24 protein-coding genes and 1 tRNA gene are annotated in these 25,616 nt (G+C 69.9%); 15 read left to right on the top strand and 10 right to left on the bottom strand.

Annotation, left to right across the window (positions count from 1 at the left end):
- Positions 1-107: 107 nt before the first annotated feature.
- Positions 108-623, bottom strand: coding sequence for an FHA domain-containing protein (locus AB0I83_RS12800; protein WP_356534557.1), 516 nt, complete (start codon positions 621-623; stop codon positions 108-110).
- 10 nt (positions 624-633) lie between these two features.
- Positions 634-1,485 (bottom strand): DUF3662 and FHA domain-containing protein, encoded by an 852-nt coding sequence (locus AB0I83_RS12795; protein WP_356841153.1) that lies wholly within the window; start codon positions 1,483-1,485, stop codon positions 634-636.
- Positions 1,486-1,799: 314 nt separating this feature from the next.
- On the opposite strand from AB0I83_RS12795, the gene AB0I83_RS12790 reads away from it, so the two are divergent.
- A tRNA-Leu gene (locus AB0I83_RS12790) sits at positions 1,800-1,882 on the top strand.
- Between the two features lie 605 nt (positions 1,883-2,487).
- Here AB0I83_RS12790 and AB0I83_RS12785 read toward each other — a convergent pair.
- Positions 2,488-2,964, bottom strand: a complete 477-nt coding sequence (locus AB0I83_RS12785; RefSeq protein WP_363304573.1) for a MarR family winged helix-turn-helix transcriptional regulator — start codon at positions 2,962-2,964, stop codon at positions 2,488-2,490.
- A 79-nt stretch (positions 2,965-3,043) separates the two neighbouring features.
- Between AB0I83_RS12785 and AB0I83_RS12780 the strand changes: the two genes are divergently transcribed.
- The 4 genes from AB0I83_RS12780 (at position 3,044) to AB0I83_RS12765 (ending at position 7,425) form a co-directional block, all read left to right on the top strand.
- Entirely contained in the window at positions 3,044-4,111 is a 1,068-nt protein-coding gene (locus tag AB0I83_RS12780) for a hypothetical protein (protein WP_356841155.1), read from the top strand.
- A 388-nt stretch (positions 4,112-4,499) separates the two neighbouring features.
- Positions 4,500-5,957, top strand: coding sequence for a DUF2252 domain-containing protein (locus AB0I83_RS12775; RefSeq protein ID WP_363304572.1), 1,458 nt, complete (start codon positions 4,500-4,502; stop codon positions 5,955-5,957).
- 57 nt (positions 5,958-6,014) lie between these two features.
- Positions 6,015-7,022 (top strand): J domain-containing protein, encoded by a 1,008-nt coding sequence (locus AB0I83_RS12770; protein WP_363304571.1) that lies wholly within the window; start codon positions 6,015-6,017, stop codon positions 7,020-7,022.
- A gap of 58 nt (positions 7,023-7,080) precedes the next feature.
- On the top strand, positions 7,081-7,425 hold the full coding sequence (locus tag AB0I83_RS12765) for a rhodanese-like domain-containing protein (protein ID WP_356534565.1): 345 nt from the start codon (positions 7,081-7,083) through the stop codon (positions 7,423-7,425).
- 42 nt (positions 7,426-7,467) lie between these two features.
- Here the strand turns inward: AB0I83_RS12765 and AB0I83_RS12760 are convergent, their stop codons facing one another.
- Genes AB0I83_RS12760 through paaA form a run of 5 tightly spaced genes read right to left on the bottom strand, consistent with a single transcriptional unit; the run spans position 7,468 to position 11,037 of the window.
- Complete coding sequence (locus tag AB0I83_RS12760) at positions 7,468-8,529, bottom strand: 2Fe-2S iron-sulfur cluster-binding protein (protein WP_363304570.1); 1,062 nt, start codon at positions 8,527-8,529, stop codon at positions 7,468-7,470.
- Complete coding sequence (paaD, locus tag AB0I83_RS12755) at positions 8,530-9,027, bottom strand: 1,2-phenylacetyl-CoA epoxidase subunit PaaD (protein WP_363304569.1); 498 nt, start codon at positions 9,025-9,027, stop codon at positions 8,530-8,532.
- On the bottom strand, positions 9,024-9,725 hold the full coding sequence (gene paaC, locus AB0I83_RS12750) for a 1,2-phenylacetyl-CoA epoxidase subunit PaaC (RefSeq protein WP_356534570.1): 702 nt from the start codon (positions 9,723-9,725) through the stop codon (positions 9,024-9,026). The genes paaD and paaC overlap by 4 nt, the downstream gene beginning before the upstream one ends.
- Positions 9,722-10,012, bottom strand: coding sequence for a 1,2-phenylacetyl-CoA epoxidase subunit PaaB (gene paaB / locus AB0I83_RS12745; RefSeq protein WP_356534571.1), 291 nt, complete (start codon positions 10,010-10,012; stop codon positions 9,722-9,724). Before paaB ends, paaC begins: the two co-directional genes overlap by 4 nt.
- Positions 10,009-11,037, bottom strand: a complete 1,029-nt coding sequence (gene paaA, locus AB0I83_RS12740) for a 1,2-phenylacetyl-CoA epoxidase subunit PaaA (RefSeq protein WP_363304568.1) — start codon at positions 11,035-11,037, stop codon at positions 10,009-10,011. Before paaA ends, paaB begins: the two co-directional genes overlap by 4 nt.
- A 115-nt stretch (positions 11,038-11,152) precedes the next feature.
- Here paaA and AB0I83_RS12735 point away from each other — a divergent pair, with 115 nt between their 5' ends.
- The 3 genes from AB0I83_RS12735 to AB0I83_RS12725 are packed head-to-tail and all read left to right on the top strand — an operon-like array spanning position 11,153 to position 14,153.
- Positions 11,153-12,181, top strand: coding sequence for a DUF5819 family protein (locus AB0I83_RS12735; protein WP_363304567.1), 1,029 nt, complete (start codon positions 11,153-11,155; stop codon positions 12,179-12,181).
- The gene (locus tag AB0I83_RS12730) at positions 12,178-13,446 is read left to right on the top strand and encodes an HTTM domain-containing protein (RefSeq protein WP_356534574.1); all 1,269 of its coding nucleotides are present in this window, start codon (positions 12,178-12,180) and stop codon (positions 13,444-13,446) included. Before AB0I83_RS12735 ends, AB0I83_RS12730 begins: the two co-directional genes overlap by 4 nt.
- The gene (locus AB0I83_RS12725) at positions 13,443-14,153 is read left to right on the top strand and encodes a TrmH family RNA methyltransferase (RefSeq protein WP_363304566.1); all 711 of its coding nucleotides are present in this window, start codon (positions 13,443-13,445) and stop codon (positions 14,151-14,153) included. The genes AB0I83_RS12730 and AB0I83_RS12725 overlap by 4 nt, the downstream gene beginning before the upstream one ends.
- Positions 14,154-14,285: 132 nt before the next feature.
- Here AB0I83_RS12725 and paaN read toward each other — a convergent pair whose 3' ends face one another.
- Complete coding sequence (paaN, locus tag AB0I83_RS12720) at positions 14,286-15,986, bottom strand: phenylacetic acid degradation protein PaaN (protein WP_363304565.1); 1,701 nt, start codon at positions 15,984-15,986, stop codon at positions 14,286-14,288.
- Between the two features lie 123 nt (positions 15,987-16,109).
- Between paaN and AB0I83_RS12715 the strand changes: the two genes are divergently transcribed.
- A complete protein-coding gene (locus AB0I83_RS12715) occupies positions 16,110-16,700 on the top strand; it encodes a TetR/AcrR family transcriptional regulator (protein WP_363304564.1) in 591 nt (196 codons plus the stop codon).
- 125 nt (positions 16,701-16,825) lie between these two features.
- Here the strand turns inward: AB0I83_RS12715 and AB0I83_RS12710 are convergent, their stop codons facing one another.
- Positions 16,826-17,347, bottom strand: coding sequence for an Lrp/AsnC family transcriptional regulator (locus AB0I83_RS12710; RefSeq protein ID WP_356534580.1), 522 nt, complete (start codon positions 17,345-17,347; stop codon positions 16,826-16,828).
- Positions 17,348-17,558: 211 nt separating this feature from the next.
- On the opposite strand from AB0I83_RS12710, the gene pdhA reads away from it, so the two are divergent.
- From pdhA to AB0I83_RS12680, 6 genes are all read left to right on the top strand, one after another.
- A complete protein-coding gene (gene pdhA / locus AB0I83_RS12705) occupies positions 17,559-18,722 on the top strand; it encodes a pyruvate dehydrogenase (acetyl-transferring) E1 component subunit alpha (RefSeq protein ID WP_363304563.1) in 1,164 nt (387 codons plus the stop codon).
- On the top strand, positions 18,719-19,750 hold the full coding sequence (locus AB0I83_RS12700) for an alpha-ketoacid dehydrogenase subunit beta (RefSeq protein WP_356841174.1): 1,032 nt from the start codon (positions 18,719-18,721) through the stop codon (positions 19,748-19,750). The genes pdhA and AB0I83_RS12700 overlap by 4 nt, the downstream gene beginning before the upstream one ends.
- The gene (locus AB0I83_RS12695) at positions 19,750-21,225 is read left to right on the top strand and encodes a dihydrolipoamide acetyltransferase family protein (protein WP_363304562.1); all 1,476 of its coding nucleotides are present in this window, start codon (positions 19,750-19,752) and stop codon (positions 21,223-21,225) included. Before AB0I83_RS12700 ends, AB0I83_RS12695 begins: the two co-directional genes overlap by 1 nt.
- Positions 21,226-21,340: 115 nt before the next feature.
- Complete coding sequence (locus AB0I83_RS12690) at positions 21,341-22,216, top strand: NTP transferase domain-containing protein (protein ID WP_356841177.1); 876 nt, start codon at positions 21,341-21,343, stop codon at positions 22,214-22,216.
- 413 nt (positions 22,217-22,629) lie between these two features.
- Positions 22,630-24,390 (top strand): molybdopterin-binding protein, encoded by a 1,761-nt coding sequence (locus AB0I83_RS12685; RefSeq protein WP_363304644.1) that lies wholly within the window; start codon positions 22,630-22,632, stop codon positions 24,388-24,390.
- The gene (locus tag AB0I83_RS12680; RefSeq protein WP_356534588.1) at positions 24,348-25,490 is read left to right on the top strand and encodes a potassium channel family protein; all 1,143 of its coding nucleotides are present in this window, start codon (positions 24,348-24,350) and stop codon (positions 25,488-25,490) included. The genes AB0I83_RS12685 and AB0I83_RS12680 overlap by 43 nt, the downstream gene beginning before the upstream one ends.
- The last annotated feature ends 126 nt before the right edge of the window (positions 25,491-25,616 follow it).

Raw genomic sequence — 25,616 nt, 5'->3', positions numbered from 1 at the left:
GGGTACAGCCGGTCTCGAGCCACACTGCCCACCCTCCGGTCGGGAGCCGGGCCGGGTCCGTCGTCAGGACCGCCGCGGCTCGCTCGCTCCGCTCGCTCATTGTCGTACTACTTCCGCAGCTCGATGACTGTCTTGCCGATGCGGATCGGCGAGCCCAGCGGAACAGGTGTCGGGGTGGTGAGCCGGGTCCGGTCGAGATACGTGCCGTTGGTGGACCCTAGATCCTCGACGATCCACTGGCCGTCACGGTCCGGGTAGATCCTGGCATGCCTGCTGGACGCGTAGTCGTCGTCCAGCACGATCGTTGAGTCGTGCGCCCGGCCCAGGGTGATGGTCTGCCCCTGGAGCGCGACCGTGGTGCCGGTGAGGATGCCTTCCGAGACGACCAGCTTGGTGGGTGCTCCACGGCGCTGGCGTCCGGACTGCTGGCGCTGCTGAGGCGGCGCCGCTTGCTGTTGGCGAGCCTGCTGCGGGCGCGCGTCGGCGGCAGTGCGGCGTGAGCCGCGCTGCGTGACGCGCGTACCGAACAGGTCGCTGCGGATGACCTGGACGGCCACGATTACGAATAGCCACAGAACAGCTAGGAAACCTAGCCGCATGACCGTCAGGGTCAGCTCTGACATTGCCCCCGCTTCACCCTTCGGCTTGCCGGTAAACGATGGTCGTGTTGCCCACGACGATCCGCGAGCCGTCGCGGAGCGTAGCGCGGGTGGTGTGCTGCCCGTCTACCACGATGCCGTTGGTAGACCCGAGATCCTGGATCGTCGAGGGCGTTCCGGTCCGGATCTCACAGTGCCGGCGGGATACGCCGGGGTCGTCGATCCGCACGTCGGCGTCGGTGCTTCGTCCCATCACCAACGTCGGGCGGGAGATCTGATGGCGGGTGCCGTTGATCTCGATCCAGCGCCGTACCTGGGAGTCCGGCATGGGCCCGGACGCAGCCGGCGGGCGCCAGTCGCTGGAAGGGCCTCCGGAGCGCCCGGAGCCCGGCGGCGGAGCCGCGGGCATGGGCGGAGCGGCGGATGGTGGGTAGCCGTAACCGCCCTGCCCCTGTGGGGCTGCGGGCCGTTCCGGCTGGGCGTGGGAGGCAGGGCCGCCCTGCTGTGACGAACTCGACGCCAAGGTCCGGCTGCGGACGCGGTAGAGACCGGTGTCCAGGTCGTCCGCCTTCTCCAGATGGACCTTGATCGGTCCCATGAAGGTGTACCGCTGCTGCTTGGCGTAGTCGCGCACAAGACCCGCCAGCTCGTCGCCGAGCTGTCCGGAGTACGGGCTGAGCCGCTCGTAGTCGGGGGTGCTGAGCTCGACGATGAAGTCGTTGGGCACCACGGTCCGCTCGCGGTTCCAGATCGTCGCGTTGTTGTCGCACTCGCGCTGGAGGGCTCCCGCGATCTCGACCGGCTGCACCTCGGACTTGAAGACCTTGGCGAAGGTGCCGTTGACCAGACCTTCGAGACGCTGCTCGAAACGCTTCATGACTCCCATGGGGCACCTCCTCCGGTGTCGTCATTCGTGAACTGCTTGCTGATCGTATCCACGCGTCGGGAAATCGGCTGGTTCCCCTTGTCTGCACAGTGGATGAGTGTCACCTCTCACACGGATCGTAGAGGTGGCCTCCTGACAGTGTCCCGCACTCCGGGTGCACCCAGGAGAAGTGGGTGTCGGCTTCCCGCGTTCCCGCTTCCCTCCGTGGGTCGGGCGAAACAACGGATGTGAATCCACCCTGTCCAGCGTGCTAATCTTCCGTTTGTCGCCAGGCGCTCGCACCGAGCAGTGAGAGAGTCTGGAACACCACTTATGCGCGAGTGGCGGAACGGCAGACGCGCTGGCTTCAGGTGCCAGTGTCCTTAGGGACGTGGGGGTTCAAATCCCCCCTCGCGCACAAAGGTAGTCGCTTGCGACCGCCGGACAGGTTCGACAGAACCCCCGCACCGGAAAGATTCGGTGTGGGGGTTCTTCGTTTTCGCCGCTCATGGTTGCCACCGGTTCTGCTGGGCCCGCGCGCGGGCCTCTCGATCGGGACGGGCGGTCGGGGTCGAGCGGGCGGTGCGTCCCTGGTCCGGCGCGATTTCGGCATCCCGGCCGTCTGTGAGTCGGGGGAGTTGCCGGTCTTCGGAGGCTTTGTCGACTGCTGCGCGCTGGGGCTTACGAACGCCTACGTCGCTGTGATGAAACACGCATCTGTCGTGGCATCGGCCGGAGAAGCGGGTGTTTCACGTGAAACATCGTGTCCGTGGGGCATAGCGCTGTTTGGTGGCGATGTTTCCCTTGTGTCGTCGGTGGCGAAGTCGACTTCCGGGCCTCCGTCCCCGCGTCTTCCAGGCAACGCCTGATCGGGCGATTTTCTGGATCAACTCGCAATCCTCGGGTGGGGCGCCGGAGGTGCGCGAGTCCTCGACGCCGGTCGCAGCGGTGGCCTGCCCGTCGGGGGCGGGATCCGTGGGATCGACGGCGAGGCCAGCGGTGATCACCTGGTCCAGCTGTGTTTCAGGGGCGGTGCTGGTCGGGGGGCAGCCGCGGGTTCGCGCTCTTAGCTGCCGAGTTGTAGCGCAGCAGGTAGTCGGCGAACCGGGTGAGATCGTCCGACGTCCATTCGCCGAGCCGCTCACGGTAGGCGGCGCGGCGGCTGGCCTGGGTGGAGGCGAGTACCTGGGATCCGGCGGCGGTGGGATGCAGCACCTGGATGCGGTGGTCGTCCGGGTCCGGGTGGCGCTCGATCAGGCTCAGCTTCTCCAAGGCGGCGACCTGTCGGCTCACCGTCGACTTGTCCAGCATGAAGTGGGTCGCGAGGTCCGCCGCGCGGCAGCCGCGCCGGTGCTCGATGTGGGCGAGCAGCGTGTACGGGACCAACGGCAGATCGGGATGGAGCTGTGCCGCCGTCGCGCGTGCGCGGCGCGCGAAAGCCGTCAGTTCGCGCTGGATGACGTCCAGTGAGTCCTCGCGTGCCCGGGGGGTGCCTGTCACGTCGTCGCCTTTCGGGATTGTAGTTGTATGATACAACGAATGGGAAGTTGTAAAAGCCAACCTTTGGAGGAGTGGCCGTATGTCCGCAGGTACGAGTTCCCGCGCCGACGCCGGTGCGCTGCGCCACGTGTTCAGCCACCTCGTGACGCCGCTGCTGATGTGCATAGGTATGGGGCTCGCCTATCTGGGGGCCTTCCACGCTCCTGAGCCGCACGACCTCGGAGTGGAGGTCGTCGGTTCCGGAGCGAGCGCCCAGGTGCTTGCGCAGAGCTTGCAGGACAGGGGCGACGGTGCGCTGAGTGTGCGTACGGTAGCCGACCGCGATACCGCCGAGAGCCACCTCAGGACGCAGCAGAGCTACGGTGCCTATCTGCCTGGGAGCAGCCCCGAGCTGATGGTCGCCAGCGCCTCGTCGGACACCAGCGCAACGGTCGTCCAGAAGGTGTTCACCGAGGTCGCCGCCGAGCAGGGTTCGCCGCTGCGGATGACCGATGTCGCGCCCACGGCCGACGGGGATCCGACCGGCCAGGGGATCTTCTTCCTGCTGGTCGCGGTCAGTATCGGGTCGTACGCGTCGGTCGCGGTGATAGGTGGTGCGGGAGCGGTGCTGGCTCTGCGGATCAGGGCCGCGCTCGCGGTCGGAACCGCGCTCGTGGTCAGCGCGATCGGGGCCGCGTTCGCGGGACCGGTGTTCGGGCTGGTCGACCAGGGGCTGGGCGGGCTCTGGGCGATGGCGTGGCTCTACTCGGCTGGAATCCTGTTGATCGGGGTCGGACTGCACACCTTCCTCAAGCGCTGGACCACGCTCGGCGTGATGACGCTCTTCGTCATGCTCAACTTCACGAGCTCGGGTGGCATATTCCGGCCCGAACTCCAGCCCGGCTTCTTCGGATCCCTCCACGCCTTCTGGAACGGTGCGGGTTTCGTCGAAGGCGTACGCAGCCACGTGTACTTCGGTGGTCACGCGCTGGGCGGACACGTGTTGGTGCTGGCCCTGTGGTTCGTCGCCGGGCTGGCCGTGACGGGGGTCGCCGGCTTGGCGGAGGCGAAGAGGCGTCGCGACGCCGCGGAGCGGGAGCGCGTGGTGGCGGTCGCGCGGATGTCGGCCGCTGCCGAGGAGGAGATGGAGGAGGCGGTCGGGGTCTGATCCGTGGCCGAACCGGATCCGTCGCCGCCCACTGATCCGCTGCCGACCCGGATCCGTGGGCGGTCCCGTTCAGGGGCAGGGGCAGGGGCAGGGGCAACGGGCGGTCGGGTCGGGGGTTCCGGAGCTGTGGGCAGGTGGTCGGTGGATGCCGTCGGCGGGGGGAATGTCTGGTAGGCAGACCGGTCAGCGGCCGGGAATGGCCGACGGGCAGCCCCGCTCCGCCTCCGCACTGTGTACCGGCATTTCCGCAGCGGCCCCTTGGCCGGGCAGTTCCCCACAGGTCGGCACCGAGGTTGTCCACAGGGGCAGACGCTGGTTGCGCAACGGTTGTAACGTCGTCCGCAGTTGATGTTGGACCGGGCTGGACGAGGCGGGGAGGCGGCGTTCCGTGGGCGAGGTCGAGGCGATCGTGCCGGCACAGCGGACGGTGGGAGCGCGACGCATCCCGATCGTGCCCGGGTTCGCGCGACGAGCAGTGGAAGGCGCGCGGCAGGGCGGGCCCGGTGAGCTGTCCCAGAAGGCATCCGGCAAGGCACTCAGACGCAAGGTCCCCCGCTCTGCGCACAGTTCGCTGGACCTACCCGCAGGCCGACCGGACGCGGTGGAGGCCGTCGAGGAGTCGAACCTCGGCCGGGTGCCGGGACTGACACCGATACGCGTGGGGCGGATGGCGGCGACTCCGTTCGCGTTCCTGCGCGGCTCGGCCGGGCTGATGGCCCATGACCTGATGGGCACACCGGTCACGGGAGTGGGCGCCCAGCTCTGCGGCGACGCGCACGCGGCCAACTTCGGCCTGTACGGCGATGCGCGGGGCAACCTCGTCATCGACCTCAACGACTTCGACGAGACCGTGTTCGGCCCCTGGGAGTGGGATCTGAAGCGGCTCGCCACCTCACTGGTGCTCGCCGGGCGCGAAGCCGGGGCGGACGAGGACACGTGCCGACAGGGAGCGTTCGACACCGTGGGGGCGTATCGCCGCACGATGCGTCTGCTGGCCGGCCTGCCCGCTCTGGACGCCTGGAACGCCATCGCGGACGAGGAGCTCGTCTCGCACACGGACGCTCGCGACCTGCTGGGGACGCTGGAGCGGGTGTCCGCGAAGGCACGCAACAACACGAGCGCCCGTTTCGCGGCCAAGTCCACCGAGGAGTGCGAGGACGGGGGCCGCCGCTTCGTGGACGCGCCGCCCGTGCTGCGCCGGGTGCCGGACGAGGAGGCGGCTGCGGTGGCGGCCGGACTCGAGGGATACCTCGGGACGATCTCGGCGGACAGGGTTCCGCTGCTGGCCCGCTACGCGATTCACGATGTGGCCTTCCGGGTGGTCGGGACGGGCAGTGTGGGGACCCGGTCCTACGTGGTGCTGCTGCTCGATCACCGTGGCGAGCCCTTGGTGCTGCAAGTGAAGGAGTCACGTCCGTCGGCGCTCTCGCCCTACCTCCCGAAGGTCGGCTTCGACGTGCCGGCCGTGGAGCACGAGGGGCGCAGGGTGGTGCTCGGGCAGAAGCGGATGCAGGTGGTCAGCGACATACTGCTCGGCTGGGCCGAAGTCGACGGGCGTCCCTACCAGGTGCGCCAGTTCAGAAACCGCAAGGGCAGCGTGGACCCGGCCGCGCTCGCGGCTGACCAGGTCGACGACTACGGGCGGATGACCGGGGCGCTGCTCGCCCGGGCGCATGCGCACAGTGCCGATCCCAGACTGCTCGCGGGCTACTGCGGTAAGAACGCCGAGTTGGACGCGGCGGTCGCCGACTTCGCCGTCACCTATGCCGACAGGACCGAGGCGGACCATGCCGAGCTCGTTCGCGCGGTCCGAGCCGGGCGAATAGCCGCCGAGCTCGATGTCTGACCGGGCTGCGCCGGCGCCTGGTGTCCTCGTGGTGCGCCATGGCCATACGCTGGACGGGTGACCCACGAAGCCGCCGGGGTGCCGACCACCCGGAACGACGAAGACCGGCAGGACCAGGACCGGCAGGACGAGCCTCAGCGCGCGCAGGGCGCGTCCCAGGGTGACGACCTGCGGGCGGATACCGGCCAGGGGCCGCAGGCCGCCGCCACGGCTGGTGAGGCGGGTGCTGGGCCCGTGGGAGACGAGGGCTTCGGCGCGGGCGGTGAGGCACCGACGGGTGAGGGTTCCGCTCCCCGGCCCGAGGAACGCCTGGCGAAAGCGGTCAGGGTCGCCGAACAGGCGTTGATCGAGTTCGAGATCGCGGTGGAGACCTTCCGGGTCGAGGTGGAGAACTTCTCCCGGCTGCATCACCAGAAGCTGGGCCCGATGTACGCCCGGCTGGACGAGCTCGATGCGCAGATCGCGGAGGCACGGGCCGCGAGGACGGGCGATCCCGAAGACGTGCTCAAGGCTCAGGAGGCGCGGGCGATCGTAATGCCGATGCCCGGGGTCGACGAGCTGTTCCACGACTGGATGGATTCGGACGGCCTCTCGCCCGAGGCTTCGGCCATGCTCACCGAGCAGCCCGTCCGGCCGCCCAAACGGGTCAGGCCGAGTGAGGAGGCGCGCAAGCTCTACCGCGAGCTGGCCCGCCAGGCCCACCCGGATCTCGCACCGGACGAGAAGGAGCGCACGCGGCGGGACGAGTTCATCGCCCGAGTCAACGCGGCCTACGGACGCGGTGACGTCGTTCTGCTGAAGGAGCTCGCAGCCGAGTGGGCGGCCGGACCGGTGGCGCCGGAGCTGCGGCTGAGCGAGAGCGAGGAGCTCTACGCCCGGCTCGACTGGCTCAGCCGTCGCAAGGAACTGCTCACCGTTCTGGCCCAGGAGCTGGAGGAGAGCGCGATCGGCTCGATGCTCAGGATGGCACCGGACGATCCCGACCGGCTGCTGGACGACATCGGCGAGAAGCTCCTCGCGGACGTGTCCCGGCGCGAGGCCGAACTGGCGGACCTGGTGCAGTAGCGTTCCGGGTGACTTGGCGCGCGTGAATCCGCGCGTACGTACGAGAGAAGGCAGACCTATGAATCACGCTTCACTGCCCTCGGTGGATGTCGCCGCGGTTCCGTCGGACGGCCTTGTGCTGGACGTCCGGGAGAACGACGAGTGGGCGGCCGGGCACGTGGAGGGTGCGCTTCACATTCCCATGAGCGACTTCGTGGGCCGCTTCGGTGAGCTGACCGAAGCGGCCGGTGAAGGGCGGCGTGTGCACGTGATGTGCCGGGTCGGCGGCCGGTCCGCCCAGGTCACCCAGTACCTGGTGCAGCAGGGCATCGACGCCGTGAACATCGACGGAGGCATGCTGGCCTGGGACGGTGCCGGGCGTCCGATGACCACGGACACCGGGAACTCGGCCTTCGTCCTCTGACGGCCGGCTTTTCCCTCCCGCTCCGGGCGTTGAGCGGGCCCCTCAACGGTCGAAGTCGATCTCCACTTCCGGCGTGACGGGGTGTGACTGGCAGGCCAGCACGAAGCCTGCCCCGGTCTCCTCCGGCTCGAGCGCGTAGTTGCGGTCCATCCGTACTTCGCCCGACACCAGGAATGCCCGGCAGGTCCCGCAGACGCCGCCCTTGCAGGCGTACGGAGCGTCCGCACGGCTCCGTAGAACCGTGTCCAGCAGCGATTCGCCGTCCTGCACCGGCCAACTGCCCGACCGTCCGTCGAGGGTCGCCGTGAGGCGGCTCTCCGTCGCGGCGGCCACCTGCGCAGCCGCGGGACGCGATGTTGTCTCGTCGGCGACGTGGAAGATCTCCTGGTGGACGCGCGCCCGGTCGGTGCCGAGTGCGCGGAGCGCGCCCTCTGCCTCCCGGACCAGCCCGAGCGGGCCGCACAGGAACCAGCCGTCCACGTCGGGCACCGACAACAGGGCGGGCAGCAGCGTGGTGAGCCGCTCGCGATCCAGCCGGCCCGAGGGGAGACCGGCGGCCTGCTCCTCCCGGGACAGGGCGGTCACCAGTTGGAAGCGATCCGGATAGCGGTCCTTGAGGTCGGCCACCTCGTCGAGGAACATCGTCGAGGCCGCCGTCCGGTCACTCCGGATGAGACAGAAACGGGCCAGTGGCTCGCGTGCCAGCAGCGTCGCCGCGATCGACAGCACGGGCGTGATGCCGCTACCGCCCACGATCGCCGCGAAGTGGCCGGGGCGTGGCTCGAGGACGAAGCGGCCCATCGGGGCCATCGCCTCCACATGGTCCCCGACCGCCAGTTCCTTGAGGGCGTACGTGGAGAACACGCCCCCGTCGACCATACGGATGCCCACACGCAGCGCCGGGTCGCCCGGGCGCTCTGTCGCCGGGGCACAGATGGAGTACGACCGGCGGACCTCCTCACCACCGAGCCGGTAACGGACGTTGAGGTGTTGGCCGGGTTTGTGGCGGAAGGTCTCGCGCAGCTCGGAGGGCACGGCGAGGGTGACGGCCACCGCGTCGTCCGTGATCCGTTCGACGGCGCTGACCCGGAGCGGATGGAACATCTACAACTCCTTGAAGTGGTCGAACGGTTCACGGCACGCCACGCACCGGCGCAGTGCTTTGCACGCGGTGGAGGAGAACCGGCTCAGCAGTTCCGTGTCCGTGGAGCCGCAGTGCGGGCAGCGCACCGAGAGTGTCAACGGGACCGGGCCGCCCGCCCCGCCTGCGGGGCGAGGCGGGGCTATGCCGAACTCCGCTAGCTTGCGGCGTCCTTCGTCGCTGATGTCGTTCGTCGACCAGGCCGGAGCTAGGACCGTGACCACGGCGACCTCGGCCACACCATGCTCGTGGAGCACCCGCTCGATGTCGGTGGACATGGTCTCGATGGCGGGGCACCCGGTGTACGTCGGAGTCAGGCGCACGGTGACCCGGCCCGGGCCGTCGGCCCGCACGCCTCGGAGCACACCGAGCTCGTCCAGGGTGAGGACCGGGAGCTCGGGATCGGGTACCGAGCCCGCCACCCTGTGGAGCTCCGCCTCCAGCGGTGTCTCGGCGGTCACCACGACGCCCCCGGGTGGCTGCGGTGCAGATGCTGCATCTCGGCGAGCATCCGCCCGAAAGACTCTGTGTGCAGGCCCTGCCTGCCCGCTCCCGCTGCCCAGGCCCCGGAACGAGGTCCCGAGGGCAGGACCAGGGTCGCCCGCTCCACCACGGCCGTGACGGCGGCCAGCCAGTCGTCGCGCAGGGACTGCCAGTCGATGTCCACACCCTCCACGGGCTCGAACAGTTCGCCGGTGAACCGCCACAGAGCGTCCAACGCGACCTGGGCGCGCTCATGGCTCTCCGCAGTGCCGTCACCGAGCCGCAGAACCCACTGCTCGGCGTGGTCGCGGTGGTAGGCGACTTCCTTGACTGCCTTGGCCGCGAGGTCGGCGAACTCGCCTTCACCTGCGGCCATTCGCTCGTACAGGAGGTGCTGGTAGACAGAGAAGTAGAGCTGGCGGGCGATGGTGTGGGCGAAGTCGCCGTTGGGCTGCTCCACCAGTTGGACGTTACGGAAGGCGCGCTCCTCCCGTAGGAACGCCAGCTCGTCCTCGTCTCCCACGAACGAGAGGAGGAGCCTCGCCTGGCCGAGCAGATCCAGGGCGATGTTGGCGAGGGCGACCTCCTCCTCCAGGACGGGGGCGTGGCCGGCCCACTCCCCCAGTCGGTGCGAGAGCACCAGCGCGTCGTCGCCGAGGGCGAGGGCCGCGGTCACAGGTGCTTCACCCCTTCCGGGATCTCGTAGAACGTGGGGTGGCGGTAGGGCTTGTCGCCCGCGGGTTCGAAGAACGAATCCTTCTCGTCCGGCGACGAAGCCGTCACCTGGGTGGAGGGGACCACCCAGACGGAGACCCCCTCGGAGCGGCGTGTGTACAGATCGCGGGCGTTGCGCAGGGCCATCTCGGCATCCGGCGCGTGCAGGCTGCCCGCATGGGTGTGGGACAGTCCGCGCCGGGATCGCACGAACACCTCCCACAGAGGCCAGTCGGTCGAGCTGCTCATGCGGTCGCCTCCACGGGCTGGGCGGTCGCGCCGGTGGTCCCGGTTTGTGCCGCGTGCTTCTCTGCGTAGGCCGCTGCCGCGTCGCGGACCCATGCGCCCTCTTCGTGGGCCGTGCGCCGCTGGGCGAGGCGCTGCTCGTTGCAGGGGCCGTTGCCCTTGAGGACCTCCTGGAACTCCGTCCAGTCGATCGCTCCGTAGTCGTGCTGCCCCAGGTCTTCGTTCCACCGGATGTCGGGGTCGGGGAGGCTGAGGCCCAGTGCCTCGGCCTGCGGGACGCAGATGTCGACGAAGCGCCGGCGCAACTCGTCGTTCGAGTGGCGCTTGATCTTCCAGGCCATCGACTGGGCGGAGTGCGACGACGAGTCGTCGGGAGGGCCGAACATCATCAGGGAGGGCCACCACCAGCGGTTCACCGCGTCCTGCGCCATCTCGTGCTGGGCAGGGGTGCCCCGGCTGAGGGCGAGGAGCAGTTCGTACCCCTGGCGCTGGTGGAAGGACTCCTCCTTGCAGATCCGGACCATGGCCCGTGCGTAGGGGCCGTAGGAGCAGCGGCAGAGCGGCACCTGGTTCGTGATCGCCGCACCGTCCACAAGCCAGCCGATCGCGCCGACGTCCGCCCAGGTCAGCGTCGGGTAGTTGAAGATCGACGAATAGCGCTGCCGACCGGCGTGCAGCTTGTCGAGCAGCTCCTCACGGCTGGTACCCAGCGTCTCCGCCGCGCTGTACAGATACAGCCCGTGTCCTGCCTCGTCCTGCACCTTCGCGATGAGGATCGCCTTGCGGCGCAGGGAGGGCGCGCGCGAGATCCAGTTGGCCTCGGGCTGCATGCCGATGATTTCGGAGTGCGCGTGCTGGGCCATCTGGCGGATCAACGTGGCCCGGTAGGCGTCGGGCATCCAGTCCCTGGGCTCGATCCGGTCATCTGCCGCCACCGTGGCGTCGAAGGCCGCGGCGCGAGCCCCGTCGACCGGATCCGCCGTGCCTGCTGTCCTCTGCGTCGTCTGGTCCGCAGTCACTGCCGCCATCCCGGGCTCCCTACCGACCGATCGTTCGGTTCCTTGGCTTCAATGGTGAGTCGGCGGCCCGTAGGGTGTCAACCCTGTGGATAACTGAGCGTTGATCGACGGTGAGCGGGGCGGCATGGATGCGGACCACGGCGGGCGTGCCGGAGACGAGAAGAAGCTCTCCTGGCCCGGTGCGACGAACCGCCCCGATGCAGTTCGGAACAGCGGCCCCCGCCTGGACCGGGATGCCGAGCCCCGCAGCGCCCAGGAAGCCGGTCCCGACGCCGCACCGCATCCGGACCCCCCCGGCTCCGTGACGGACGCGGGCGAGGGCGAGGGCGATCCACCCGCGGGGATATCGGGTGGAGCGGCGGACGTCGTTCCGGAACCCGGGGCCCTGGAGCGCGTCACTGCTGCGGCGGAACCCGGTGGCGTGCGCGGAGAGCCGACTGGGAGCGGAATGGCCGGTCTCTCCCTGCCCTACCAGGTCGCGGCAGCCATCGCGCTGTCCGTCATGGGCGTGTTGGCCTGCGGACATGTGGCAATGATCTTCCTGCATGTCGCGCCGTCCAACACCCTCACCAAGCAGCACGGTCAGGCGGTCGACGACTGGGTCTACCCCGAGTTCGAGCAGAACTGGAAGCTGTTCGCCCCCAACCCGCTCCAGCAGAACATCTCCGTCCAGGTGCGTGCCGAGGTCGGTGGTGCAGAGGGCCGCAGCACCACGCGCTGGATCGACCTCTCGCGTGAGGACGGCGCTGCGATACGCGGAAACGTCCTCCCCAGTCATGTCGACCAGAACGAGCTTCGCCGTGCCTGGGACTTCTTCAAGGGGTCCCATGACAGCGAGAACCGTCCGAACGGCATGCGCGGGGAACTGTCCGAGCGCTACATCCGCCGCATCGTCATGCTGCGCCTCGCCGAACACGACTACGGCGGCGCGGTCGAACGCATTCAGGTGCGGTCCGCCGTACGTTCCGTGGGGGCCCCGTCGTGGAGCGACGAGAAGATAAGTACGGAGCCGGACTACCGGGAACTCCCGTGGTGGATCGTCAGGGACTCCGATCTTCCCCGTACCGACACCGACACGGACCCGACCGCGGACAACGCCGTGACCACGAACACGCCGGATCAGGCATCGCGCGGCGCGGAGGCGGAGAAGTGAGCGCCCCCACCCGGGTCCCTGACGCGGGAGAGGTCGGCCGTGCGGCGGCCCGAGCCGTCCAGCGCATCACCGAAGGACCTCTCGGCGCCTACCAGAGCGCCGTCGTCCGGATCGGCATCTCCGCCACCTGCCTGCTCTTCCTGCTGCGCGAGCTGCCCCACCGCCACGAGTTGTACGGTCCCGACGGCCCGTGGAGCTGGGACATGGCCCACCGGCTCATCGCCAACAACGGTGCTTTCACCGCGTTGATGTGGTCGGACAGCGCGATCTGGTTCGAGACCGTCTTCATGCTCACGCTGGTGTCGGCCGCACTGCTGATGGTCGGCTGGCGTGCTCGGAGCACGTCGGTGCTGTTCATGGTCGGAGTGCTCTCCCTGCAGAACCGCAGCATCTTCATGGGTGACGGTGGCGACAACGTCATCCACCTGATGGCGATCTACCTCGTGCTGACGCGCTGCGCGCGGGTCTGGTCGCTCGACGCACGCCGTGCCGAGCGGGATGCCGCAAGAGTCGCGGAGGGGTCCGGACCGCCCCGGGATGTCGTCGGCCCGATTCTGTGGGTCGTTCTCGGTGCCGTGCTGCTCCCTGCCACGCTCCTGGGCGGGCTCGGCGGCACCTGGTGGCTGCCGTCCCTCCTGTGGATGCTCTGGCTGGGCAACGCCGGCTGGTGGGTCCTGAACCGCTACGCACCAGGCCACGAACTGCGCACCCTCCTCGACGTCGTGGCCAACCTCGCCCACAACGTCGCCCTGCTCGTGATCATGGCCGAGGTGTGCCTGATCTACGCCACCGCCGGCTGGTACAAGATCCAGGGATCCCGCTGGCAGGACGGCACGGCTATCTACTACCCCCTCAAGCTGGACTACTTCGCCCCGTGGCCGGGGCTCTCCGGCCTTGTGGCATCCAGCGCCCTGGCGGTCATGGTGATGACGTACGCCACGGTCATCGTGCAGGTCGCCTTCCCCTTCACACTGTTCAACCGGCGCGTCAAGAACGTGCTGCTGGTCCTCATGATCGGTGAGCACGCCGGGATCGCGGTCCTGCTGGGTCTGCCCTTCTTCTCCATGGCGATGATCGCTGCGGACGCCGTCTTCCTGCCGACGGTCTTCCTCGTGTGGCTGGGGCGCAGGGTCGTGATCGGTCGGCAGAGGCTGTTCTCCCGGCCTCCGAAGCGTCGTCCCGTGCCCGCACAGCGGCGGGCCGGCACGGACGAGGGGGAGGCACCGCGCGGCGGCGGGGCCAGTGGCCATACGCTCGTCGGGTGACCAGCGAGACCGGCAGTGCAGAAGAGCCCCCGTCCACAGCGGCGAAGGATCCGTCCGCGGACGCCGTCCAGTACGACGACGGGTACGGCAACGAGATCGGTGTCGGTCCTCATCCGCTCCCCTGGCCCGAGGCCGACCACTACGATCACGAGCTCCTCGCCCACGGTGACCGGCGCAACGTGGGCGACGGCTACCGGTACTGGACTCGCGAGGCGATCGTCGCCGATCTCGATCTCCGGCGCCACGACTTCCACGTGGCGGTGGAGAACTGGGGCCACGACTTCAACATCGGTTCTGTCGTGCGCACCGCCAACGCCTTCCTCGCGAAGGAGATCCACATCGTGGGGCGGCGGCGGTGGAACCGCCGGGGCGCGATGGTCACCGACCGCTACCAGCATGTACGGCACCACCCGGATACGGCGGACCTGACCGCCTGGGCTGAGGCCGAGGGGCTGCCGATCATCGGTATCGACAATCTTCCCGGGGCCGTGCCGCTGGAGCGGACCGAACTTCCCCGCCGATGCGTGCTGCTGTTCGGGCAGGAGGGTCCCGGGCTGACGGAAGAGGCGCGCGAGCACGCGTCGATGGTGTGCTCGATCGCGCAGTTCGGCTCGACTCGGTCGATCAATGCCGGTGCGGCGGCAGCCATCGCGATGCACGCCTGGGTGCAGCGGTACGCGGACATCCCGGACCCACGGGACCACTGACGGGTGGAGCGGGACCGTGGCCGGCGCACCGGGACCGGTGGTCGGTGGTCGGTGGAGCGAGGGTTCGCTCCACCGCCTCCACTTCCCGGGTTCCGCTTCGCGTGTCTGCCTGCCACCCGCAGGGACAGGCACTCAGGCCTGCCGGCGTACCTCCACGACCCGGAAGCGGTTGGACACGAACGCTCCGTCACACAGTGCCGCGTTCGCCGCCGGGTTGCCGCCCGAACCGTGGAAGTCGGAGAAGGCCGCGGTCTGGTTGACGAACACTCCGCCCGTGAGGTTGAGCGAGAGCTGAGCCGACTCGTCGAAGCAGACGTCCTCCACCGCGCGCTCCACTTCGGGGGAGGTGGTGTAGGCCCCTACCGTCATGGCGCCCTTCTCCCTGATCGTGCGGCGCAGCAGTGCCAGGCCGTGATCCGTCGACTTGACGGAGACGGCGAACGAGACGGGACCGAAGCACTCGGAGAGGTACGCCGCCCCGTCGTCCGGCTCGGAGCCGTCGAGCTTGACGAGCACCGGCGTCCGCACCACGGCGTCGGGGAAGTCGGGGTTGGCCACGTGCCGTGAGGCGAGGGCGACCTCGCCTAGGTCCGATGCGGCCTCCAGCCTGGCCCTCACGTCCGGATTCACCAGGGCGCCGAGCAGCCCGTTGGCCCGGGCGTCGTCACCGAGGAGCCCGTTCACCGCCTCGGCGATGTCCGTCACCACGGTCTCGTAGGACTTGTCACCCGCGTCCGTGGTGATGCCGTCCCACGGAATGAGCAGGTTCTGCGGCGTCGTGCACATCTGGCCGCTGTAGAGGGAGAGCGAGAAGGCCAGGTTGGAGAGCATGCCCCGGTAGTCGTCGGTGGAGTCGATGACGATGGTGTTGACGCCGGCCTTCTCGGTGTAGACCTGTGCCTGCCTGGCGTTGGTCTCCAGCCAGTCGCCGAAGGCGGTGGAACCGGTGTAGTCAATGATCTTGATCTCGGGCCGTACCGCCAGTGTCCTTGCGATGCCCTCGCCGGGGCGCTCGGTCGCCAGCGCGACGAGATTCGGGTCGAAGCCCGATTCGGCCAGCACCTCGCGTGCAAGCTGAACGGTCAGCGCGAGGGGCAGGACCGCACGCGGGTGCGGCTTGACCAGCACGGGATTGCCGGTCGCCAGCGACGCGAAGAGGCCGGGGTAGCCGTTCCACGTGGGGAAGGTGTTGCAGCCGATCAGCAGGGAGATGCCGCGTCCCGCCGCCGTGTAGGACTTGTGCAGCCGGAGGGGGTCGCGCTTGCCCTGGGGCTTCGACCAGTCGGTGGTACGCGGAGTGCGGGTCTGCTCCTCGTATGCGTAGGCCACCGCTTCCAGGCCGCGGTCCTGGGCGTGCGGGCCGCCCGCCTGGAACGCCATCACGAACGCCTGCCCGCTGGTGTGCATCACGGCGTGGGCCAGTTCGTGCGTGCGCGCACTGATCCGGGCGATGATCTCCAGGCAGACGAGGGCGCGGGTCTCGGGTCCCGCCGCACGCCAGGAGCCCATCGCGGCGCTCATGGCGGGGAGCAGGACGTCCGGATCGGCGTGCGGATACTCGACGCCGAGCTCGGGCCCGTACGGGGAGACCTCCCCGCCGGTCCAGCCGTCGGTACCCGGCTGGCCGAAGTCGAGCCGGGTGTTCAGCACGGCGTCGAACGCGGCCTTGCCCTCGGCTGCGCCGAGGCTGCCGGGGAGACCGCCCTCGCCGTAGGCCTTCGGGTGCTCGGGGTGCGGGGACCAGTAGGCGCGAGAGCGGATCGCTTCGAGTGCCTGGTCGAGCGTCGGGCGGTGGATCTCGGACAGCTTCTCAGGGGAAAGCGCGGCGGCCATCACGGACCAACTCCTCGTCGAGCCGGGCGGGTATGTACGGACGGAGTTAGAGTAACCGAACGATCGGTCGGGACAAGGGGCCCCGGAGAACCTGTGGACAACTCATGGGGGAGGATCGCGGACATGACCACGCCCAAGCGGGACACGTACACCCCGGAGACACTCCTCACCGTTGCCGTCCGTGTCTTCAACGAGCGCGGCTACGACGGCACGTCCATGGAGCACCTCTCCAAGGCGGCGGGCATCTCCAAGTCCTCGATCTACCACCACGTGGTGGGTAAGGAGGAACTGCTGCGGCGGGCGGTGTGCCGCGCGCTCGACGGGCTCTTCGGCATTCTCGACGAGGCCGGGGCGACACGCGGCCGAGCCATCGCCAGGGTCGAGTACGTCACTCGCCGCACGGTCGAAGTTCTGATGGACGAGCTGCCGTACGTCACGTTGCTGCTCCGGGTGCGCGGCAACACCAGGACGGAGCGCTGGGCCCTGGAGCGTCGGCGCGAGTTCGACCAGCGGGTGTCCGAGCTGCTCACGGCCGCCGTGGCGGAGGGCGACCTGCGGGCCGACGTGGACATACGCCTTGCCACCCGGCTGCTGTTCGGCATGGTGAACTCGCTGGTGGAGTGGTACCGCCCGCAGCCGGGCGGTACCTCGGAGGCGGAGCAGTTGGCCGATACGGTCGTCCGGCTCGCCTTCGACGGGATGCGCGCCGGCTGATCCTTAGGGCTGTGGGCTGTGGGCTGTGGGCCAGGGCGGTCGTGTGACAGGACCGCCGTGGTGCCAAGGCCCTCGTGTGTCGGGACCCGTCGCGTGTCGGGCGGGCGCCGTCGTGCGGCGGCGCGTCAGGCGAGCTCCGCCGGGCGTTCCGGACGCGGGCCCAGGTCCGTTTCCTCGAACACCAGCAGGGTTCGTGTAGAGAGCACCTCCGGTATGGCCTGGATCCGGGTGAGGACCAGCTCGCGAAGTGCCTGGTTGTCAGGGGTGTGGACCAGGAGCAGCACGTCGAAGTCGCCACTGACCAGGGCGATGTGGGTGGCGCCCGGCAGGGCCTGGAGCTGTTCGCGCACGGTGCGCCAGGAGTTCTGGACGATCTTGAGCGTGATGTAGGCGGACGCGGCCTGTCCCGCTCGTTCGTGGTTCACGCGGGCGCTGAAGCCCCGGATCACGCCGTCCTCGACGAGTCGGTTGATCCGGGCGTACGCGTTGGCCCGCGACACGTGGACGCGTTCGGCGACCGCGCGTATCGAGGCCCGGCCATCCGTCCGGAGGATGCGCAGGATGGCGCGGTCGGTGGAGTCCAGCGGGCGTGCGGGGGGAGTGCGGCCGGTATCCCCGCCCCGGTCAGCCATTTGTTCAGCTGCCATCTACCCGCGCCTCCCTGTTGTGGACGACCTGGCTCTATCACAGGCTGTGGAGAACCGTTTGTCCACAGGCTGAGGGTGCCTGTAGCCAAATTGCGCTCACGACCGAACAATCGGTAGGTGAGGCGCACCACACCGTCGCCTCGCTCACGCCCCGACATTCCTGCAGATTTCGATACTCCTCGATATATCTCGATGCCAGGAGGTGCTTGTCATGACGGTCCAAGAGCTGCCCGGCGCAGCCGCCTACAGGCCCACGCCGCCCCCGGCCTGGAAGCCGCTCACCGACCCCGCGCCGCTGCTCCCGGACCCTGAGCCGTTCCGCGTGCTCGGAACGGACGCGGCGGCCGACGCCGAACCGGAGCTGCTGCTGCGGCTGTACGCCGAGCTGGTGCGCGGTCGTCGGTACAACGCGCAGGCCACGGCACTGACGAAGCAGGGCAGGCTCGCGGTGTATCCGTCGAGCACCGGCCAGGAGGCCTGCGAGATCGCCGCCGCGTTGGTGCTGGAGGAGCGTGACTGGCTCTTTCCCAGCTACCGCGACACCCTCGCCGCCGTGGCTCGGGGTCTGGACCCGGTCGACGCCCTGACCCTGCTGCGGGGCGACCGCCACACCGGGTACGACCCGCGTGAACACCGCATCGCCCCGTTGTGCACACCGTTGGCCACCCAGCTGCCGCACGCCGTGGGCCTGGCGCACGCGGCGCGTCTCAAGGGCGACGACGTAGTGGCGCTCGCCATGGTCGGTGACGGTGGGACGAGCGAGGGGGATTTCCACGAGGCGCTGAATTTCGCGGCCGTCTGGCAGGCCCCGGTCGTCTTCCTCGTGCAGAACAACGGCTTCGCGATCTCCGTGCCGCTGGCCAAGCAGACCGCGGCGCCGTCCCTCGCCCACAAGGCCGTGGGATACGGGATGCCGGGCCGCCTCGTCGACGGAAACGACGCCGCAGCGATGCACCAGGTGCTCGGCGAGGCGGTGGCGCGGGCCAGGCGAGGTGGGGGACCGACGCTGGTCGAGGCGGTCACGTACCGCATGGACGCCCATACGAACGCCGACGACGCGACCCGGTACCGCGGTGACGGCGAGGTGGAGGCATGGCGTGCCCACGACCCGATCCGGCTTCTGGAGCGGGAGCTGACAGAGCGCGGGCTGCTGGACGAGGAAGGCATCGCGACGGTGCGGGAGGCGGCGGACCTCATGGCCGAGGGGCTTCGTGAGCAGATGAACGCCGATCCGGTGCTGGACCCGATGGATCTGTTCACCCATGTCTACGAGGAGCAGACCGGGCAACTGCGTGAGCAGGCCGGGACGCTGCGCGGAGAACTGGACGCCGAGCACGGTCCGCAGGAGGAGAACGGCGTGGAGGAACGGCGATGAGCACCGCTGCGGCGACGGTCGGCACACGGGCCGGCAGGGCCAAGCCGGCCACGATGGCGCAGGCGCTCGGGCGGGCGTTGCGTGATTCGATGGCGCAGGACCCGACGGTTCACGTCCTCGGTGAGGACGTCGGCACACTGGGCGGGGTCTTCCGCGTCACCGACGGCCTCGCGAAGGAGTTCGGCGACGACCGCTGTACGGACACTCCTCTGGCAGAGGCGGGAATCCTCGGCGCGGCCGTCGGCATGGCGATGTACGGGCTGCGGCCCGTGGTGGAGATGCAGTTCGACGCCTTCGCGTATCCGGCGTTCGAGCAGCTCGTCAGCCATGTCGCCAAGATGCGGAACCGCACCCGGGGCGCCATGCCGATGCCGATCACGGTGCGGGTGCCTTACGGCGGCGGGATCGGCGGGGTCGAGCACCACAGCGATTCCTCCGAGGCGTACTACATGGCGACGCCTGGACTGCACGTCGTCATGCCGGCCACGGTCGACGACGCCTACGGGCTCCTGAGGGAGTCGATCGCATCCGACGACCCGGTGGTCTTCCTGGAACCCAAGCGGCTGTACTGGTCGAAGGCCGACTGGTCGCCGGACGCGCCGACCCCGGTCGAGCCCATAGGGCGGGCAGTGGTCCGGCGCCCCGGGCGGAGCGCGACGCTGATCACCTACGGTCCGTCCCTCCCGGTGTGCCTGGAGGCCGCGGAGGCGGCCACGGCCGAGGGCTGGGACCTCGAGGTGGTCGATCTGCGCTCCCTGGTGCCGTTCGACGACGAGACCGTCGCTGCCTCGGTCCGCCGGACGGGGCGCGCGGTGGTCGTGCATGAGTCCTCCGGCTTCGGCGGTCCGGGAGGCGAGATCGCCGCACGGGTGACCGAGCGGTGCTTCCACCATCTGGAGGCGCCGGTCCTGCGTGTCGCGGGGTTCGACATCCCTTATCCGCCGCCGATGCAGGAGCGGCACCATCTTCCGGGCGTGGACCGGGTCCTCGACGCGGTCGCCCGTCTTCAGTGGGAGGCCGAGGGCTGATGGCGCAGGTGCTCGAATTCAAGCTGCCTGATCTGGGCGAAGGGCTGACCGAGGCCGAGATCGTGCGCTGGCTGGTGGAGGTCGGCGATGTCGTTGTCGTCGACCAGCCGGTCGTCGAGGTCGAGACGGCCAAGGCCATGGTGGAGGTGCCCTGTCCGTACGGGGGCGTGGTGACGGCGCGGTTCGGCGCCGAGGGCGCTGAACTACCGGTCGGCGCACCGCTGCTGACGGTGGCGGTCGGCTCGAAGAAGTCGTCCGCGGGCCGCGCGGCCTCGGACGCGTCCGCCGCCTCGGACACACCCGCGGCGTCGGGCGCGGCCGCGGACAGCGGGACGTCCGGCAATGTGCTCGTCGGCTACGGCACGGGCGCACCTGCGGCGCGACGCCGTCGTATCAGGCCTGCCCCTGTGTCGTCCGCGAGCCGGTCGTCGGCGGCTGCCTCGGCTCCGGCCCTGTCCGAGGCTCCAATCTCGGCACCGGCGGCCGTGTCTGCTGTCCCTGCCTCCGTGCCGGCCTCGGTTCCGCCGCCGGTACCTGTTCCGGTCGAGGCTTCCGTCCTTGCCGCGGAACCGACGAAGCCGACGGGGCCTGTCGCGGTGATCTCTCCGCTGGTGCGGAAACTGGCGCGACAGCACGATCTCGACCTCCGGGAGATCGCCGGGACGGGGCGGGACGGGCTGATTCTGCGCAGTGACGTGGAATCCGCCATCCGGGCCTTGGACGCGATGCCCGCCGCCGGTCAGCCGCTGGCCCGACCGGCGCCGCCGAAGACTGCGGCCGAGCGGATCCCCCTGCGCGGGATACGGGGCGCGGTCGCCGAGAAGCTGGCGCGCAGTCGGCGCGAAATTCCGGACGCCACCTGCTGGGTCGACGCGGATGCCACCGAGCTGATGTCCGCGAGAGCAGCCATGAACGCCGCAGGAGGGTCTGCGGGCGGCCCGAAGGTGTCTGTGCTGGCGCTGCTGGCCCGCATCTGTACGGCCGCTCTGGCCCGGTTCCCCGAGCTGAACGCCACGGTGGATGCCGAGGCCCGGGAGATCGTGCGGCTGTCGGGCGCCCATCTGGGCTTCGCCGCCCAGACCGAGCGTGGTCTGGTGGTCCCGGTCATCAGGGATGCCCACACACGGAACGCCGAGTCGATCGGAGCGGAGATCGCCCGGCTGACCGAGGCTGCCCGTACGGGGAAGCTGACACCGGCACAGCTCACCGGCGGGACGTTCACTCTGAACAACTACGGGGTGTTCGGCGTGGACGGCTCGACACCGATCATCAACCATCCCGAGGCGGCCATGCTCGGTGTCGGCCGGATCGTGCCCAAGCCCTGGGTGCACGGCGGTGAGTTGGCCGTACGCCAGGTCGTTCAGCTCTCGCTCACCTTCGATCACCGGGTCTGCGACGGTGGTACGGCGGGAGGCTTCCTGCGGTACGTGGCCGACTGCGTGGAGCAGCCGTCACTGCTGCTGCGCACGCTGTAGCGACGGCCGTCCGTGGGCGGTGCCGCGTGCGGTGGTGCTGTGAGTTCGGTCCCTCCGGAGGCGAGTTCGGTCTCAGGAGGGACCGCCACCAGCGCATGGCCCGCATACTCGGGGCATGACCGCGTATGACGCCATCGTTCTTGCCGGAGGTGCCGCCAAGCGGCTCGGGGGTGCCGACAAGCCGGGGGTCCGCGTAGGCGGGCGTGCGCTGCTCGACCGGGTGCTCGCCGTTTGTGCCGACGCCGGATCCACCGTGGTGGTGGGCGGGCGCAGGCCGACCGTGCGTCCGGTCACCTGGACGCGTGAAGTGCCCGAGGGCGGAGGGCCATTGGCCGCGCTGGGTGCCGGGGTCCGACACACGACGGCGGAGTGCGTTCTGGTGCTCTCGGCGGATCTGCCGTTTCTGGAGGAGTCGACCGTCCGCTCACTGCTGGCCGCGGTGGAGCCAGGAGCCTGTGACGGAGCCGTGTGCATCGATCCCGACGGCCGTGACCAGCCGTTGGTCGCTGTCTATCGTGCGGAGCCGCTGCGCCGCGAGCTCGCCCTGGTCGCCACGGAGCACGGTGGTCTCGCCGGCCTCCCGCTGCGGTTGCTGACGGCTGAACTGGATGTGGCCAGGGTCGAGGCGGGCCCTCTCGCGTCTTTCGACTGCGACACCTGGGAAGACATTGCTGCCGCCAGAGCGCGGATCAGGGAGCATGGGGCCGTGCTGGACGAATGGATCACCGCAGTCAAGAACGAACTGGGCATCGAACTCGACGTCGACACCGGCGTCCTGCTCGATCTCGCCCGTGACGCCGCCCACGGCGTGGCCCGGCCCGCCGCACCGCTGACCACCTTCCTGGTGGGGTACGCGGCGGCTACGGCGAGCAGCGGGAAGGGCCCGGAGGCCGCTGCGGAAGCAGTGGCGGAGGCATCGCGCAAGGCCGTCGCCCTCGCGCTCCGGTGGGAGGAGGAAACGGCATCGGGCAACCGGCCCGAAACGCCATGACGGCACACGAGGACGAGGCTCGGCCGGTTCGAACCTCTCCACCGTGGTCCGCGGAGAGCCCTCGGCGTACGGAACACCCTCAGACCGAGCGAAGCCAGCAGGCGGACCGACCGCCACAGACGGGCCTGCCTCCTTACGCGGACCGCCCCCCGCTGACGGACCGACCCCGGCTGACGGACCCGCCCCCGCTGACGGACCCGCCCCCGGAAACGTGCCGGCCGTCGCAGATGGACCGATCCCCGCTGACCGACCCGCTGACCGACCGATCTCGGGAAACGTGCCGGCTGTCGCGGACTGACCGAGTGACCGGGGCCGAGTGGGCAGCCCGAGCGCCGCGGGCAGCTACGGACGAGGCGCGGTCGGCCACGGACGAGGCGCGGTCGGCCGAGGCCGAGCGGGCTGCCCGTGAACAGCTGGCAGCGGAGGAAGAGGAGCGGGCAGTCGAACAGGCCCTCGCTCTCGTCGCGCGGCAGCCGCAGGCCGATCACGCCCCGCACGCCTGGTCCGGCGCAACGGCTCCGCTGTCCGCGCCGGCTGGCCGGGCCCGGCCCACCAGCCCTCCCTCGGGTGCTTCGGCTCCGGGCGCTTCGCCCTCGGTCGCCTCGACCGCAGGCGCTTCGACCTCAGGTGTTCCCACCTCCGGGGCTCCTACTGCGGGTACTGCGGACCTGGATACCGAGCAGCCCGGCGCGCAGCAGTCGGGGCCTCCGCAGTCAGGTGTGCAGCAACCATGCCCCGAGCAGTCGGGCGTGGGGAAACCCGGCGCAGCGAACCCCGGCGCAGTCGACCCGGACCCGGAGAAAGCCGGCACAGCCGGTGCAGGCGCGGTGCACCCGAGGCGTTCTCCCTCGGGCGCACACGCCCCGGGCGCACACGCCCCGGACGCTTCGCCGTCGGGTGCACCGAGGCGCCGCGCGAGACCTGCGGGTGGTTCCGCGACCCCGTCGCACGTTCAGGGAGCCCGCACCACTCCATGGGCCGAGGCACGCGCTCTGGCCGAGCGTCTCGGCCGGGCCGCTCCCCTGGCTGCACATCGGCTCCCCCTGGACCGAGCTCTCGGGCATGTGCTGGCGGAGGCGGTCGTAGCGCTCACCGACCTGCCGTCGTTCGACACCTCGGCCATGGACGGCTGGGTCGTCGCCGGACCAGGACCGTGGGCCGTGCGGGAGGGTGCGGGACTGCTCGCGGGGCGTGGGGCCACGGCGTGCCTCACCGACGGTGAGGCGCTGAGAATCGCCACGGGTGCCCGCATCCCCGCCGAGGCCACCGCCGTGATCCGCAGCGAGCACGCACACGCCGACGAGGCCAAGGGGGTGCTGCACGCGACCCGTGAGGTCGTCCCGGGGCAGGACATCCGGCCACGGGGCCAGGAGTGCCGTTCCGGTGACGAGCTCCTGCCCGTCGGAACGGTGGTGACCCCACCCGTTCTGGGGTTGGCAGCCGCTGCGGGGTACGACGCCCTCGTCGCCGTACCCCGGCCCCGTGTGGACGTCTTCGTCCTCGGCGATGAGCTGCTCACCGCGGGGCTTCCGCGCGACGGCCTCATCCGGGACGCGCTCGGTCCCATGCTCGCCCCGTGGCTCCGTGCCCTGGGCGCGGAGGTCGCCGAGCCGTTGAGGCTCGGCGACGACGCCGAGGCGCTCCGCGAGGCAGTCAGCGCCTCCAACGCCGATCTGATCCTCACCACGGGCGGTACCGCGTCCGGCCCCGTGGATCATGTCCATCCGGTGCTCGCTCGGATCGGGGCCGAGCTGCTGGTCGACGGGGTGGACGTACGGCCCGGCCACCCGATGCTCCTCGCCCGGCTGCCCGAGGGTGGACCCTGCCTGGTCGGCCTACCGGGCAACCCCCTCGCCGCGGTGTCCGGACTGCTGACGCTCGCCGAACCCCTGCTACGCGGCATCGCGGGCCGGACCGCCCAGGAGCCGTACCGCGCGCCGGTGCACGAAGAGGTGCACGGGCACCCGCACGACACCCGGCTGGTCCCGGTGGTGCACTGCGACGACAGTGTTCTGCCCCTGCACTACAACGGCCCCGCCATGCTGAGGGGGGTCGCCGCCGCGGACGGGCTGGCAGTGGTGCCGCCCGGCGGGGTACGGTCCGGCACCGAGGTGGAGATCCTCGATCTACCTTGGGCCTCGGCGTCGCCGTGGACGGAAGGGTGTTTCACGTGAAACTTCCCGGCCACGATGCGATGGCCAGGCGCGCAGACGAACATGTCGTACCCACCCGGGTGCTCCTGCCTCGGCGTGTCGTCGACAGGCCGCTGCGTCAGGTGGCCAAGCGGCTGGCGATGGCTCTCACTGTGCTGGCCGCGACGGTCTTCATCGTCTGGGCCGACAGGGGCGGTTACCACGACAACGCGGACGGCAAGGTCGACTTCCTCGACGCCGTGTACTACGCGACGGTGACGCTGTCGACGACCGGTTACGGCGACATCGTGCCCTACAGCGATCCGGCCCGGCTGGTCAACGTCATCCTGGTGACGCCGCTGCGCGTGCTCTTCCTGATCATCCTGGTCGGCACCACTCTGGAGGTCCTTACGGAGCGGACCCGGGAGGATTTCCGGCTGAACCGTTGGAGAAGCAACTTGCGTGAACACACCGTTGTCGTCGGCTTCGGCACGAAGGGCCGCTCGGCAATCCAGACGCTCTGTGCGACCGGGCTGAAGAAGGACCAGATCGTCATCGTCGATCCGGCCGGCAAGGTGATCGAAGCGGCCAACGCGGAAGGTTTCGTGGGCGTACTGGGCGATGCGACGCGTAGCGACGTGCTGCTGAGGGCCGAGCTCCAGAAAGCCCGGCAGATCATCATCGCGACCCAGCGCGACGACACCGCCGTGCTGGTCGCGTTGACCGCGCGTCAGCTCAATCGGGGTGCGAAGATCGTCGCCGCTGTGCGCGAGGAGGAGAACGCGCCGCTGCTGAAGCAGTCCGGCGCCGACGCCGTGATCACCAGCGCGAGCGCGGCCGGCCGCCTGTTGGGCCTTTCCGTCCTCAGCCCGAGCGCGGGCACGGTGATGGAGGACCTCATCCAGCAGGGCAGCGGGCTCGACCTCGTCGAGCGGCCGGTGATAAAGGCCGAGGTGGGCAGGAACGTCCGGGAGACCGAGGACCTGGTGGTCAGTGTCCTGCGCGGCCACCGGTTGATCGGATACGACGATCCGGCGGCCAGCCCACTCCAGCTGACGGACAGGGTGATCACGATCGTGCGGGCCTCACCCCTGCACATTTCGCCGACGAATCACCCTCCGCAGTCCAACCAGCGGCCGTAGAGCGTATTCGTACGCCCCGCCTCCGCCGTTCCGTCGCCCCGCCGTGAGAGGGCTGGACGGATACGAGCCGGACACAGGACCCGCACCCGACGCCGACGGCTCGCGCTCTCGTCCCGGCCTCCTCAC

Source organism: Streptomyces sp. NPDC049970, from assembly GCF_040660235.1.
In the GTDB taxonomy this organism is placed as follows: Bacteria; Actinomycetota; Actinomycetes; order Streptomycetales; family Streptomycetaceae; genus Streptomyces.
The sequence above is the reverse complement of the archived record's forward strand: the minus strand, read 5'-3'. Positions and strand labels throughout refer to the sequence as shown.

What these genes read in the sequence shown, in the direction of transcription:
- AB0I83_RS12800 (WP_356534557.1), bottom strand. Translation starts at nt 623, where the DNA reads ATGTCAGAGCTGACCCTGACGGTCATGCGGCTAGGTTTCCTAGCTGTT.
- AB0I83_RS12795 (WP_356841153.1), bottom strand. Translation starts at nt 1,485, where the DNA reads ATGGGAGTCATGAAGCGTTTCGAGCAGCGTCTCGAAGGTCTGGTCAAC.
- AB0I83_RS12780 (WP_356841155.1), top strand. Translation starts at nt 3,044, where the DNA reads ATGTCCGCAGGTACGAGTTCCCGCGCCGACGCCGGTGCGCTGCGCCAC.
- AB0I83_RS12765 (WP_356534565.1), top strand. Translation starts at nt 7,081, where the DNA reads ATGAATCACGCTTCACTGCCCTCGGTGGATGTCGCCGCGGTTCCGTCG.
- AB0I83_RS12760 (WP_363304570.1), bottom strand. Translation starts at nt 8,529, where the DNA reads ATGTTCCATCCGCTCCGGGTCAGCGCCGTCGAACGGATCACGGACGAC.
- paaB (WP_356534571.1), bottom strand. Translation starts at nt 10,012, where the DNA reads ATGAGCAGCTCGACCGACTGGCCTCTGTGGGAGGTGTTCGTGCGATCC.
- paaA (WP_363304568.1), bottom strand. Translation starts at nt 11,037, where the DNA reads ATGGCGGCAGTGACTGCGGACCAGACGACGCAGAGGACAGCAGGCACG.
- AB0I83_RS12735 (WP_363304567.1), top strand. Translation starts at nt 11,153, where the DNA reads ATGGATGCGGACCACGGCGGGCGTGCCGGAGACGAGAAGAAGCTCTCC.
- paaN (WP_363304565.1), bottom strand. Translation starts at nt 15,986, where the DNA reads ATGGCCGCCGCGCTTTCCCCTGAGAAGCTGTCCGAGATCCACCGCCCG.
- AB0I83_RS12715 (WP_363304564.1), top strand. Translation starts at nt 16,110, where the DNA reads ATGACCACGCCCAAGCGGGACACGTACACCCCGGAGACACTCCTCACC.
- AB0I83_RS12710 (WP_356534580.1), bottom strand. Translation starts at nt 17,347, where the DNA reads ATGGCAGCTGAACAAATGGCTGACCGGGGCGGGGATACCGGCCGCACT.
- pdhA (WP_363304563.1), top strand. Translation starts at nt 17,559, where the DNA reads ATGACGGTCCAAGAGCTGCCCGGCGCAGCCGCCTACAGGCCCACGCCG.
- AB0I83_RS12700 (WP_356841174.1), top strand. Translation starts at nt 18,719, where the DNA reads ATGAGCACCGCTGCGGCGACGGTCGGCACACGGGCCGGCAGGGCCAAG.
- AB0I83_RS12695 (WP_363304562.1), top strand. Translation starts at nt 19,750, where the DNA reads ATGGCGCAGGTGCTCGAATTCAAGCTGCCTGATCTGGGCGAAGGGCTG.
- AB0I83_RS12690 (WP_356841177.1), top strand. Translation starts at nt 21,341, where the DNA reads ATGACCGCGTATGACGCCATCGTTCTTGCCGGAGGTGCCGCCAAGCGG.